Raw genomic sequence first — 13,224 nt, forward strand, 5'->3', positions numbered from 1 at the left:
CTCAACGGCTCAAGTGCTCACGACGACTCAAGTGCTCTCGACGACTCAAGTGCTCTCGATGGCTCAGGTGTGTTCGACGACGGTGTCGGCGAGGACGGGTGCGTCGTCCCGATCGACAGCACTGACCGCCACCCGGATTGCCGGCCGGGGCGCCGCCGGGGCTACTGCCGGGGAGTCCTGCCGCCACATGCGGATGCGCAGGGTCTCCCCCGGATACACGACCCCGGCGAACCGGGTGGCGTACGACCGCACCCGGTTCACATCCCCGCCGAGCAGTGTGTCCACGACCGACTTGAGCGTGATGCCGTAGGTGCACAGCCCGTGCAGGATGGGCCGCTCGAAGCCGGCGAGCTTGGCGAACTCGGGGTCGGCGTGCAGCGGGTTCCAGTCGCCGGAGAGGCGGTAGAGCAGGGCCTGGTCCTCGCGGATCGGGCGTTCGACGGTTCGGTCGGGCTCGCCGGTGGGCGGTTCCGGGCGGGTGGAGGGGCCGCGGTCGCCGCCCCAGCCGCCTTCTCCCCGTACGAAGATCTGGGCGTCGTTGGTCCACAGCGGGCCGTCGGCGTCGGTGACCTCGGTGCGCATCACGAGGACGGCGGCCTTGACCTTGTCGTACACGGCGGCGATGCGGGAGGTGGCGGTGGCGGCTCCCTGGGCCGGGATCGGACGGTGGAGGGTGAGCGCCTGGCCGCCGTGCAGGACCCTGGCGAGGTCGACGTCGACGCCCGGCATGGACAGGCCGCCGATCACGCCCGGTGAACCGGCGCCCGCGACGGTGGCGAAGCTCGGCAGGACGTGCAGCCGGGACTCCAGGGTGTAGCGCAGTTCGTCGGGGCCGGTGGCGGGGATACCGGCTCCGACGCCGAGGTGGTAGAGCTGCACGTCCTTGTGGTCCCAGGCGATCTCGCCGGTCCGGGGTTCGGCCCCGAGGGCCTGCGCTGCGTCGATGGGCATGGGGCTCCTGACAGTGGCGGCGAAAGACCCCGGTGCGGCCGTCCGCACCGTCGGCCGCACCGAGGTCGTCACGGGCCGATCTAGAACGCGTTCCAGTCCGGCGCCCTCTGTATAGCCGAGCGTCCGCCACTTGTGAAGGCTACTGACGGTGCGTCAGTTCGCGGGCTCGGTGACATTTGTCCTGCCCGAGTCCGTACAAGCGCATCTGCCGGGCGGGGGCCCGGGATCCGTAGCGTCGTAGGCATGACGAAGACGACGGGGACGACGAAGACGACGGGGACGAAGGGGACACCACCGGCTGTGTCCTTCACGGGGGCAGTCAGGACGTACGGCGAGGTACGCGCCGTCGACGGGATCGACCTGCGGCCGAGGGCAGGCCAGATGCCGGATGGGTGGGCCGACTTGAAGACCGCAACAGCGCCTACGCGGACCTGCTGCTGTCGTCGGGGATGCGCCTGACCGAGGCGGCCTCACTGCTGACATTCGAAGTTTCCCGCACGCGACTGGAGGGAGGCCGCTACTACAGCGGCCCGGCTGACCCGAGCGGTGACCAAAACGAAGAAGGCCCGCACGTTCTACGCCTCCGCCGTGGTGCTGGGCGAGATCGAAGGCTACGTGGAGTCCTCGCGGACGGACGTGATACGCCGTGCTCAGGCCCGGGGCCGCTACGACCGGCTTGCCGAGTGCCGGCTTGTGACGCACCAAAGCGGGCGGCTGCGGCGGATGCTGCACTGGCGCGACCAGGACGATGTCGTCGGCCAGACCCCGCTGGGCGAAGCCACCGTCGCTGAGCGGATGACGTACTTCACCGAAGGGCCGGATGGGCCCGAACCGCTGTGGCTGTGGCTGAATGAGTCCGGATTGCCGTTCCGCCCGGCGCCGTGGGAGAACGTCTTCCGCACGGCCTCGCAACGGTGCGAGACGGTGCTGGCGGATGTCATGGCCGAGCCACCGTTCGCGACCCCGCACATGGCCCGGCACATTGGCCTGGCACATCGCTCGCCGCCCCGGCGGGCTCGTCGCCCTCGCCATCCAGTACGGCCATATGCGCACTGCGGTCAGCGCTGGCTACGCCGCGCGAAGCCGCGATGGAATCCACGACCTCCTCGACATCGAGACCAGGGCCATCCTGCGCAACCCCAGCCTTGCCGTCTGCAACAACCCCCACGCCTTCCTGATGTGCGTCTACAACCGCGACAAGGCCCTCTGCCACCGCGTCGGCACCAGGGACACCCCCACCTTGGACCGCCGCGTGTCCACTTGCGCGAACATCGCGCGCACCGACCACCACGCCGCCCAGCTGGGCGCCCAGGCCGAGAACGCCCTCGTCAGAACGCTGCACCAAGCAATGGTGGAGAATCGCCAACTCCGGCAACAACTCACCGAACACCCCCCGCAAGGTCCGCATTCTGCGCACGCACCCCCAACCACCCGCTGTTTGACGAGCGGGCGGGGCCGCCTCGGCATGAAGGAAGCAGCCCCTTCCACCGCCACTGACGCAGGGTCAACGCTCGGCGCCTTTCACGTCGCGTCCGCTGCGGCTCCGCAGTGTGCTCAGGCGGGGTGTCCCGCGTCCCTGCACCGGCTCACACCGTCTACAGGTCGTAACCGGACACCTCGCGATCACGCCATGCCCCTGGCCTCGCTGAGGTGAGCCTTCACGTCCCGCTCGGCGTGCCTGGCAGGCACCTCATCCCCGGCTTTGTTGTGCCGTTCTGCCGCCTTCGCCGAATCTTGCGCCGCGTCCAACTCTCGCTTGATCTCCCTGGCGCGGCTCGCTCCACGACAGTCAGTTTGCGCTGAACTGATCTCGGCCTGCGTCCTCCGGTTGTACCTTGCGGCTTCGTCCGCGTCAGGCCGCTGACCGTCGGCTGCCAGGGCTTTCTCATTGAGAGCGATGGCGGTTTGGATCCTCGAGCGGCAGACAGAACCGGTAGCCCGGGGCTGCCGGGCCGCGTCCCACGGTGTCACTACAGGCGTGTGGCCCTCGTCCAGTGGTGTCGCCACCGGCATGGCTTCGTCCAGCGGAGCAGCGACAGGAGGGTGGCCTTCGGCTGCCGCAGGTGATGCGGCGCCGCCACCTGCGATGGCGACGGCGATACCGATGGAATACAGGAGACTCTTTGCGCGTTTCATGATCACCCTTCTTTAGGTATGGCGCATGATTCGGCGTCACGGTCGTGCGCCGAAAATGCATACCAAAGTGTCGACATGCGGTCCTTCTGATACTGACGAGTGGCCTGCCGAGGCGTCGTCAGCAGTGAATCCGCGCCACCTTGAAATTCCATAGCGCGCGATCCATTTTTCGCCTTTCGCACACCTAGCCCAGAGCTCACGGATCGCAATTCACCTTGGCGTCATTACGGTTACGCCAGCAGGCGTCATCTTCGCTACCGGGAACGATATCTCCGTCGCCATCCAGAAGATACATTTCGAACTTGAAACAGTGATTCTCTGCTAGGTTTAAATAACTCCCGCGTAAGGCGCTGACCTTTGTGTATTTTCCATAGCAGGAAGCTTCTATCTCATACTTGGTGAAGAAACCAGTCTGGTCGAAGACGCCGAGTTTCGCACTTCTGCCATCACGCAAACCGTCACACAGCTCGACGACGTCACCGACCGGCCAGAAATCGACCCTTCCTCCCTTACCTACGGTGCTGAACTCGTTCGCGTACATCCAGTAGTGCGGACTACTGGCCGCCTGCGCTGGACTCGGCACGAGCGTCCATGAAGACAGACAAGCAAACACTGACGTGGCCGCCCCCAACAATCGCCGCCCAATCGATTCTTCCTCCTGCGATCGGATTCATTACGATACGACTCGGCCTGCCGGTCGGAATGGCCGAGAGTCCGTTTCGGATTCACCAACAGGCTGCCGTACGAATCATGGGGATGTCGTTAGCGCTGAGTCGTCGGTGACTTGGAGATGCGTCTACTCGAGCTGAAGAGACTGCGCCGCTTGCAGCAGCGGGCTGGGTCCGCGGGCAATAGGAGCAGCCGCTGGTCGATGCCGGTTCCCGCCGCGACGCCGGCTGCCGGACGGGCGGCAGCCTCACGGCTGGCCATTTTTGGCGCCTGCGGGCCGACATCCGTTGACACGGTTGCTTGGGTAAATTTAGCCTCCACCCCAGGGCTTTACCTGCGGTTTTTGCTAAATAGCCAGTGCCGACCAACGTCTGACTAGTGTCCCTCGTCCCTGCTCGGCCGCATCCAAACGGGGTTTACGATGATCGAGAAGGTGTTCCGGAGCGACAACGTGCCCTCGGCCGATCGCTTCAATGCGTGGCGCAAACGACTAGGCAGGGACGTCTCCCCCTCTCGGCTCCAGCAGTAACCAGGGGGACGGTTTCCGGGCGGAGACACGCTTGCTCAGGCTCGGTGGCTCACGCGTGTGGTCCACGGTCGTGGACCCCGCGACCATCCGGCGTACACGGGAACTCGTCCGTCAGTCCGATCCTGGGGTCTACACACTGCTCCTGCCGCTCAGTGGCAGAACCGAAGTGGCCCAGGCCGACCGGGAAGCCGTCCACGGCCCCTTCGACATGCACGTCCTGGACTCCTCCCGGCCCGTTCACCTTCGTCTCCTCGGCAGCCCATCGGTTTCCCTGATCGGGGCCGACGTTCCCAAGGCCGGATTTCCGCTGCCCGCTCCTTGGATGGACCGCCTCCTCACCCAACGAATACCGGGCCGGGAAGGCGTCGGGGCCCTGCTGTCGGGATTCCTCCTGCAACTAACCCACGACACCGCCTCCTACCGCTCGTCCGACGGCCCGCGACTGGAGGCGGCACTCCTCGAACTGCTGACCGTGCTGTTCGCCCATCACCTCGACGCGGACGCCAGCAGCGCGCCCAACAGCGCCCGGCGCGCTCTGCTCCTGCAGATCCAGTCATTCATCCGCCAGCACCTGCAAGATCCCCAACTGGCCCCACCGGCCATCGCCGCCGCGCACCACATCTCCGTCAGCTACCTGCACCGCGTCTTCCAGGGAGAGGGCATCACCGTCTCATCCTGGATCCGTGAGCAACGTCTGGCGAACGCCCGCCGAGACATGACCGACCCCATATTACGCAGCACCCCCATCCACGTAATTGCCTCTCGCTGGGGTTTCCCACGAGCCGCCGACTTCAGCCGTACGTTCCGCAACACCTATGGCATACCACCAAGGGACTACCGGGACCACGCTTCAACCCAGCTCCCACCGCCTCCCGCTCCGTGACACTCGCCAGGTAGACCCAATCCACCGCCCACTAGTACTACCACCGGCTGTAGTACTAGCCTCGGCTGCCATGGTGTTTGCGGCCGTTGGACGTGGCAGAAATCGCTAGATAGATGTGCGTCGGCAAGCACCGGACCACGCCAGACGAGGAAGCAGAGAGAGCGCCAGGGGGCTAATCGCGATGGAACAGCAGGAAGTCGACCAATTCGCATCTTGGGAGCGCGACCGCTATGGAGTGCCCTTCCTGACCAAATGTGCAGCCAGACTGCGCGCACTTGGGAGAGATGCTGACGCCGAAGCAGTCAAACTGCTGAGCCAGGGTTCTTTGACGGAGGCAGAGACGTGGTTCCGTGCCGCTGCCGCAAAGGAACCGGAGATAGAGAGCCCGAGCAAGTTCATGTTGGCCGAATTCCTGGCCCGTCAGGGGAGGGATGGTGAGGCCGAAGGCTGGTACCGCCGGGCCGCGCTGGCGACCGACGGCAGCTACGACGTGCGGCCGGCCGCGGAGCATCTGGGTGACCTCCTCTCAGCGCGTAGGGCGTACGAGGAAGCCGAGACCTGGTACTGCCGGGCCTACTACGGTGACGACCCGCCCGGTTCCACCTGGAAGCCACCTCTGGGAGAGCGGATTCGACCGATCGACTTTGCGAGCAGGCAGCCCGGGGTTGCTCACAAGCGTGCTGCCGCCCTGCTGGCCATGGGGAAGGTGGCTGAAGCCGATGCGTTCCTCGCCGAAGCCGAGGAGGATCAACGCCGGAACCCGCCCGCCGGGCTGGCGGAAGTCGTCACGACAGCGGTACTCACCGGCGCGCTGGTTCCCTTTCTCCAGACCATGGTGAGCAAGGCGGGAGAAGACAGCTACCAGGCGGCGCGGGCCATGATCCATCGGTGGGCCACGACGCTCCGCCGATCACCGACCCCGGAAAGTCCCCCGGAACAAGCAGGCATGGAAGGCGTGGTGCTGCGGATATCCGCTCACGTCTCCAACGAGGCACTGCGGCAACTGGCCGATCTGGACTTCGCTGTGATCCGACAGACCATGGGGAGCGCTGTCGAAGTGTCCTGGGACGAGAGCTCGCACGAGTGGAAGATCACCCCAGTCCACCGGTGACTGCACGTGACTTCCAGGGTGTAGCGGCTCGATGTCCCGCCAGCCTCACCGGTCTTCCCGGAGGCAGCTGAGCGGGGATCAGTAGTACGGGTTGTATGTCTCACCGGCATCGCGACACCGCCGATCACGAAGATGGCCGCGTACGGCGCGGTCGGCTCGGCCCTCAACACCGGCCGCGGGGTCGCCGAAGACCGGGCGACCGGCTGGCTGCGGCAGCTGCGGGTGACGCCGATGACCTCGCACCAGGTCGTGATCGGCCGGGCGCTGGCCGGCTCCGTGACGGTGCTCCCGGCGATCGTCGCGGTGCTCGAGGCGGGCGGGCTGCTCAACGGCGTACGGCTGGACGTATGGCAGTGGGCGCTCGTCGCGGTGCTGCTGTGGCTCGGCTCGACCCCCTTCACCCTGCTCGGGCTCGGCAACGGTTACCGGCTGACCGCGCAGACCACGGGCGTGGCGAACATGGTGTGCAACCTGGGGCTGGCGGTGGTAGGCGGCCTGTGGTTCCCGGTCAGCCTCACCACGGAACTGGACCGGGCCCGCTCGGCGCTGTCCGCGGCGGGCGTCGAACTGGTCCTGAGCCAGTCGGGCCCGCCGCTGCCCCCACAGACGGAGGTCCTGCTCGGGTGGGTGGTACGCGAGGCGGTCACCAACGTCCTCCGGCACAGCGAGGCGAACCGGTGCAGGGTCGCGGTGGCGGGGGTGGGGGCAGGCGCGAGCGCAGGCGCAGGCGCCGGGGAACGTGTGCGGTCGACGGTGACGGATGACGGGGTCGGGGCGGAGACGTCGGCTCAGGCGCCGGTATCGGTGTCGGGTGCGGCACCGGTGTCGGGTGCGGCACCGAATACAGCATCGGCACCGGCTTCGGCATCGGTATCGGATACGGCATCGGCATCGGCATCGGCTTCGGCTTCGGCATCAGTTGCGGCCTCGGGGGGCGTGGGCTCGGGCGTCGGGTTCCGGAGCGTTCTCGGCGGTACCGGGCTCAAGGGGCTGACGGAACGCCTGGCTGCGGCCGGTGGCTCACTGACGGCCGGGCCGGGGACACGGGGCGGGTTCGTGGTGAAGGCGGAACTGCCGGTGGAGGCACTTGGGCCGACGGAGACTGTCGGGCCGGTGGACACGGTGGGGGCATCTGGGGCGACGGAGGCAGTCGGCGCGACGGGGCCTTGAGATCGGTGGACACGGCTGAATCGGCGAGGCCGGTGAACAGGGCCGCAGGGCCTGGGGCCGACGGGAAGAGCGGAGCCGTCGGAGTCAGCCGTGGCGGGTGGAGACACCCGGGTCAGTGGGGTGGGCAGAACCGCTGAACACGACGGGCTCCGGCCTGTCGCTCGCGCTCTACCCTTGGGCCGTGAACGAGATGCCCCGGGAGCGCCGGCCCGCCAAGTCGATCAGGGTTCTGCTTGCGGAGGACCAGGGGATGATGCGCGGGGCGCTCGCGCTGTTGCTCGGGATGGAGGACGACATCGAGGTCGTCGCTCAGGTGGCGGCCGGGGACGTGATCGTGGACGCGGCCCTCGCCCACCGCCCGGACGTCGCGCTCCTCGACATCGAACTGCCCGGCAAGAGCGGTCTGGACGCCGCCGCCGAACTGCGCGACCAGACCCCCGACTGCCGCGTGCTGATCCTGACCACGTTCGGCCGCCCCGGCTATCTGCGGCGGGCCATGGAGGCGGGCGCCGCCGGTTTCCTCGTCAAGGACGGCCCCGTGGAGGAGTTGGCCGCGTCGATCCGTCGCGTTCTGACCGGCGAGACGGTCATCGACCCGGCGCTCGCGGCAGCCGCGCTCAGCGCCGGACCCAACCCGCTCACCGCCCGCGAGTGCGACGCCCTCAATGCCTCCGCGGACGGCGCGACCGTCGCCGACATCGCCGTCCGCCTCCACCTCTCGGAGTCCACGGTCCGCAACTATCTCTCCTCCGCCATCGGGAAGACGCACACCCGCAACCGCATGGAGGCAATGCGGGAGGCCCGCCGCCAGGGCTGGCTGTAGGCACCCGAAGGACACCCTGATCAGCCAGAACTCAGCCCTCCCCCGCCCGGAGACCCGGAGATCCGGACCCCCGATCCCCAAGAGAAGCTAAAAAAATCGTTAGTGCGCCAAAGCATCGGAATAGTTGCCCGGGCGCACGTGGTTCACCCTGCACATATCCCGTTACGGATCAGCGGCACGACGTTCGACAGCACGACTCCGACGCCGGCTCCGTCACGGATCAGCAGTAAGCAGTACGAATCCGTTCCCAGGCCTGGAGGCCTCACTTCATGACGCACTCGTCGACCGACCAACCCGCACGCGGAGCGAGCGGGGCCGTCGTCCCGGTGCTCGCGTTCGCGGGCATCGTGGTCGCGGTGATGCAGACCCTGCTCGTCCCGGTCATCAAGGACCTGCCGCAACTGCTGGGCACCTCGCCCAGCAACGCCACCTGGGTCCTGACGTCCACCCTCCTGTCGGGTGCCGTGGCCACTCCGATCATGGGCCGCCTCGGCGACCTGTACGGCAAGCGGCGCATGCTGATCTTCAGCCTCTCGGTGATGGTGGCGGGCGCCCTGCTCAGCGCTCTCACCAACGACCTGCTCGCCATGATCGCGGGCCGTTCCCTCCAGGGCTTCGCGATGGGCGCGATACCGCTCGGCATCGGCCTGATGCGGGACATGCTGCCCCGCGAGAAGCTCGGCTCGGCGATGGCCCTGATGAGCTCCTCGATCGGCGTCGGCGGCGGCCTCGCGCTGCCCGGCGCGGCCCTGATCGCCCAGCACGCCGACTGGCACGCACTCTTCTACGGCGCCGCCGGCCTCGGTGTCCTCGCCATCGTCCTCACCCTCCTCGTCGTTCCCGAGTCCCCGGCGCGTGCCGAGGGCACCTTCGACGTCCTGGGCGCGATCGGCCTGTCCGTCGGCCTCGTCCTCTTCCTGCTGCCGATCACCAAGGGCAGTGACTGGGGCTGGACCTCCGGCACCACGCTCGGCCTGTTCGGCGCCGCGGCGGTCGTGCTCGTCCTGTGGGGCGTGATGGAGCTGCGCCTCAAGGCACCGCTGGTGGACCTGCGCACCACGGCCCGCCCGGCCGTGCTCTTCACCAACCTCGCCTCGATCATGGTCGGCGTCTCGTTCTACGTCGTCTCGCTGGTTCTCCCGCAGCTGCTCCAGCTGCCGAAGGCCACCGGCTACGGACTCGGCCAGTCGATGGTCACCGCGGGCCTGCTGGTCGCGCCGCTCGGCCTGACCATGATGCTCACGGCTCCCGTCTACGCCCGGCTGTCCGCGAAGTACGGCCCCAAGTTCACCCTGATCCTCGGCATGCTGATCATCGCGATCGGCTACGGCTCCGGCCTCGTCCTGATGAGCGCCGCCTGGCAGAGCCTCGTCATCGCGGTGCTCCTGGGCGCGGGCATCGGCCTCGCCTACTCCTCGCTGCCCGCGCTGATCATCGGCGCGGTCCCGGCCTCGGAGACGGGCGCGGCGAACGGCCTCAACACCCTGATGCGGTCCATCGGTACGTCGGTCTCCAGCGCCGTCATCGGCATGGTTCTCGCCAACACCGCGAACAACGTGAACGGCGTGGCGATCCCGACCATGCACGGCTTCCGGGTCTCCTTCATGATCGCGACCGGCGCCGTCGTCCTCGGCATGGTCCTGGCCTTCTTCCTGCCCCGCACCCGCCCGGCTGCCGGCCCGCAGCTGCGGGCCAGCAGCGAGGAGGACGCCAACCTGGAGCACGCCGAGGAGGTCCTGCGCGGCTTCCGCGGCCGGGTCCTGTCCGCCGCCGGCACCCCGGTCGCCCGCGCCAACGTCACCCTGATCGACCGCCGCGGCCGGCAGGCCGGCGCGACGCTCTCCGCCGAGGACGGCACCTACGCCCTCACGGTCCCGACCCAGGGCGCGTACGTCCTGGCCGCCCGCGCCACCGGCCACGGCCCGCTCGCCTCGTCCGCCACCCACGCGGGCGACGACCGGCCGGTCGACCTGGACCTGGCGCTGCCGGGCCAGGCGGTCTCCGTCTGACGTCCCCGGGCTCCCGTACCCGCCGTCCCCTCCCCGCACCCCCTGTCGCATCCGCGGCAGGGGGTGCGGCAGCATTGACTCCCACACGCTCATGCACCGTGCACCGCCGTGCACCGCCGTGCACCGCCGTGCACCGCCGTGCACCACCGGCACCCCCGTACGACCGAAAGGACCCCCATGCCCGCGGCCCCCAAGCCCGAGATCCTGGCCGCCTTCGAGGCCGCGAAGGGGTTCATGCCCACGGGTGAGGGACTCGCCCTGTACGCGGCGGCCGTCGAGGCCGGGCGGCTCGGGCTGCCGCTGCTGGAGGTCGGCACGTACTGCGGGCGTTCCGCGGTCCTGCTCGCGGACGCGGCCCGTGCGGCCGGGGTCGTCGCGCTCACCGTCGACCACCACCGCGGCAGCGAGGAGCAGCAGCCGGGCTGGGAGTACCACGACCCGGAGACGGTCGACCCCGAGACCGGCCTGATGGACACGCTTCCCACGTTCCGCCGCACGCTGCACCGGGCGGGCCTGGAGGAGCACGTCGTCGCGCTCGTCGGCCGCTCGCCCCAGGTCGCGAAGGTCTGGGGCGCCCCCCTCGGGTTCGTCTTCATCGACGGTGGGCACACCGACGAGCACGCGAACGCCGATTACGAGGGCTGGGCGCCGCATGTCGCCGAGGGCGGGCTGCTCCTCATCCACGACGTGTTCCCGGACCCGGTGGACGAGTTCACCGGCCAGGCCCCCTACCGCGTCCACCTCCGCGCCCTCGCGTCCGGCGCGTTCACGGAGGTCTCGGCGACGGATTCGCTGCGCGTGCTGCGGCGAACGGGGACGGGGATCTGAGGGCCCGGTTAGAGTCGCAGACGTGTCGTACGTAGGCCCTGACTTCGAAACGTCCGAGTCCCGCCGTCCCCGGCGCGGCCCGTTGACCGTCGCTCTCGCCGCGCTCGTGCCGGGCGCCCTGCTGGGGTGGCTGGTGTATGAGGCGGTGGGCGGCACCGGCGGGGGCTCCGGCAGTTCCGCCGGCGCGGTGGGAGCCGCCGCCTCGGCGAGCGCGCCCGCCTCCCCCACGACGCCCACGCGTGACGACGACAAAGCGAGCGTCTCCGCGAAGCCGACCCTCGCCCCGTCGGTCTCCACGCCCGCCGCCCGTTCCGGCTCCGGCTCGCTCAAGGGCGGACTGACGGGCAAGGTGATCGTCATCGACCCGGGGCACAACCCGGGCAACTTCCAGCACACCGCCGCGATCAACCGTACGGTGGACATCGGAACGAACTCGAAGGAGTGCGACACCACGGGGACGGCCACCAACTCCGGGTACGAGGAGGCCAAGTTCACGCTGGACGTGGCCCAACGGATGCGCACGCTGCTCCAGCGGCAGGGCGCCACGGTGAAGCTGACCCAGGACGGCGACCGGCCGTACGGCCCGTGCGTGGACGAGCGCGCCCGGCTCGGCAACCAGGCGCACGCGGACGCCGTCGTGTCGATCCACGCGGACGGCTCGGCGGCCGGCAACCGCGGTTTCCACGTGATCCTGCCGGGCGGTGTCCACGCGGGCGCCGCCGACACCCGTACGATCGTCGCTCCTTCGCGTGAGCTCGGCGAGCGCGTGGCGGGCAACTTCGTGCGCGTCACGGGCACTGCGCCGTCCAACTACATCGGGGACGGTTCCGGACTGGTCACCCGCACGGACCTCGGCGGTCTCAATCTGTCAACGGTGCCCAAGGTGTTCATCGAGTGCGGCAACATGCGCGACAGCACGGACGCGGCACTGCTGACCAGTGGCGCCTGGCGGCAGAAAGCGGCGCAGGGGATCTCTGAGGGAATCGTGAGTTTCCTGCGCGGGTAGTCATCAGCGCGCTGATCCGGGCGGACACCCTGTTCGGGCGGACGATAGTGTCGCCCCTACGATGAGGGGTCATCCCCACGCTTCGCACCGGGGCCTGACGGCAGCATGGTGACAGCGACGCCTCCACCGATGACGAGACGACTGAACCGAAGGACCTTGAAGTGAATATCCGCTCCCTCACTAGAGGCGACGGCGTGGTGATCGGAGCAGCGGTATTGCTGTTGATCGCGTCGTTCCTCGACATCTACTCGGCCGACGGAGCCCCGGACAGTTATGCCTTCCCCAACGCCTGGGGAAGCGGTCCGATCCTGATGGGTGTCGTGCTGGCGGGCATCTTCGGCGCCGCGCTCGTCGTCGTGTCCCGGGGCCTGCCCCAGTTGCCGAAGCCGGCCGGTCTCGACCTCGGCCAGTTCGGGGTCGCGTTGACCATCTTCGCCGCGTGGAGCGCACTCGGGAACCTCTTCGACCCGGCCGGCGGCTTCGACAACATGCCCGGCTTCAACGACGACAGCCTGAGCGCGGGCGTCGGTCTGATCCTGATGCTGATCGCCACCCTGATCATGGCGGCTGCGGCCGTCGCCGGTCCTCTCGTCCCGGCCCTGAAGGGCGCTCTCATCCCCGCCCCCAAGCCCGCCGCCCCGCAGCCCTACGGTGCCCAGCCCCCCGGTGGTTACGGCTACCCGGGCGCCCCGCAGCCGGGTCAGCCGCACGCCGGTCAGCCGTACGGCGGTCAGCCGCAGCCGGGCCAGCCCTACGGCGCCCAGCCGCAGCCCGCGCAGGCCCAGCCGCCGGCGGCAGCGGCGCCGGAGTTCTCGCCGTTCTGGTTCGCCGTTCCGGTGCCGCGTCCGCTGTTCGCGGAGGACGGTTCGCCGGCGCCGATCGCCGAACTCGCCCCCGGTACCTGGTACCTCGCGGTCGAGCAGCGCGGTCAGGCGCTGGTCGCGCAGACGCAGGACGGCCGTCGGGGCGTGCTGCAGGACACCAGCGGGATCCAGCGCGGCTGAGGCCGCCGCCGGCCGTCCGCCGGTGCGTCCGCCGACGGCCGCCGTTCGCCGTTCGTCGGCCGCCGGTGGGTCCGCCAAGGTCGGTACGGCCCCTCGCCCTTCCGG

General features: G+C 69.0%; 10 protein-coding genes and 1 pseudogene. 8 read left to right on the forward strand and 3 right to left on the reverse strand.

Going from position 1 to position 13,224, the window contains the following annotated elements; all coding sequences use genetic code 11:
• Window positions 1-63 precede the first annotated feature (63 nt).
• The 3 genes from M2271_RS32415 to M2271_RS32425 form a co-directional block, all read right to left on the reverse strand.
• Window positions 64-951, reverse strand: coding sequence for a MaoC/PaaZ C-terminal domain-containing protein (locus M2271_RS32415; RefSeq protein ID WP_280890969.1), 888 nt, complete (start codon window positions 949-951; stop codon window positions 64-66).
• Window positions 952-2,574: 1,623 nt separating this feature from the next.
• Window positions 2,575-3,087, reverse strand: coding sequence for a hypothetical protein (locus M2271_RS32420; protein WP_280890970.1), 513 nt, complete (start codon window positions 3,085-3,087; stop codon window positions 2,575-2,577).
• Between the two features lie 196 nt (window positions 3,088-3,283).
• A complete protein-coding gene (locus M2271_RS32425) occupies window positions 3,284-3,628 on the reverse strand; it encodes a hypothetical protein (RefSeq protein ID WP_280890971.1) in 345 nt (114 codons plus the stop codon).
• A 688-nt stretch (window positions 3,629-4,316) separates the two neighbouring features.
• Between M2271_RS32425 and M2271_RS32430 the strand changes: the two genes are divergently transcribed.
• From M2271_RS32430 to M2271_RS32465, 8 genes and pseudogenes are all read left to right on the forward strand, one after another.
• The gene (locus M2271_RS32430; RefSeq protein WP_280890972.1) at window positions 4,317-5,168 is read left to right on the forward strand and encodes a helix-turn-helix domain-containing protein; all 852 of its coding nucleotides are present in this window, start codon (window positions 4,317-4,319) and stop codon (window positions 5,166-5,168) included.
• 181 nt (window positions 5,169-5,349) lie between these two features.
• Complete coding sequence (locus tag M2271_RS32435) at window positions 5,350-6,279, forward strand: hypothetical protein (RefSeq protein ID WP_280890973.1); 930 nt, start codon at window positions 5,350-5,352, stop codon at window positions 6,277-6,279.
• Window positions 6,280-6,411: 132 nt separating this feature from the next.
• A pseudogene (locus tag M2271_RS42625) lies at window positions 6,412-6,795 on the forward strand (ABC transporter permease); the annotation flags it as partial.
• Window positions 6,796-7,639: 844 nt separating this feature from the next.
• On the forward strand, window positions 7,640-8,272 hold the full coding sequence (locus M2271_RS32445; RefSeq protein ID WP_280891025.1) for a response regulator transcription factor: 633 nt from the start codon (window positions 7,640-7,642) through the stop codon (window positions 8,270-8,272).
• A 269-nt stretch (window positions 8,273-8,541) separates the two neighbouring features.
• Window positions 8,542-10,281 carry an MFS transporter gene (locus tag M2271_RS32450; RefSeq protein ID WP_280890975.1) on the forward strand — a complete coding sequence of 580 codons (1,740 nt, stop codon included), beginning with the start codon at window positions 8,542-8,544 and terminating at the stop codon, window positions 10,279-10,281.
• Window positions 10,282-10,458: 177 nt separating this feature from the next.
• The gene (locus tag M2271_RS32455) at window positions 10,459-11,109 is read left to right on the forward strand and encodes a class I SAM-dependent methyltransferase (protein ID WP_280890976.1); all 651 of its coding nucleotides are present in this window, start codon (window positions 10,459-10,461) and stop codon (window positions 11,107-11,109) included.
• 22 nt (window positions 11,110-11,131) lie between these two features.
• Window positions 11,132-12,115, forward strand: coding sequence for an N-acetylmuramoyl-L-alanine amidase (locus M2271_RS32460; protein ID WP_280890977.1), 984 nt, complete (start codon window positions 11,132-11,134; stop codon window positions 12,113-12,115).
• A gap of 161 nt (window positions 12,116-12,276) precedes the next feature.
• Window positions 12,277-13,119 (forward strand): DUF5336 domain-containing protein, encoded by an 843-nt coding sequence (locus tag M2271_RS32465; RefSeq protein WP_280890978.1) that lies wholly within the window; start codon window positions 12,277-12,279, stop codon window positions 13,117-13,119.
• Window positions 13,120-13,224: the final 105 nt, after the last annotated feature.

The organism is Streptomyces sp. LBL, assembly GCF_029893585.1.
Lineage (GTDB): Bacteria > Actinomycetota > Actinomycetes > Streptomycetales > Streptomycetaceae > Streptomyces.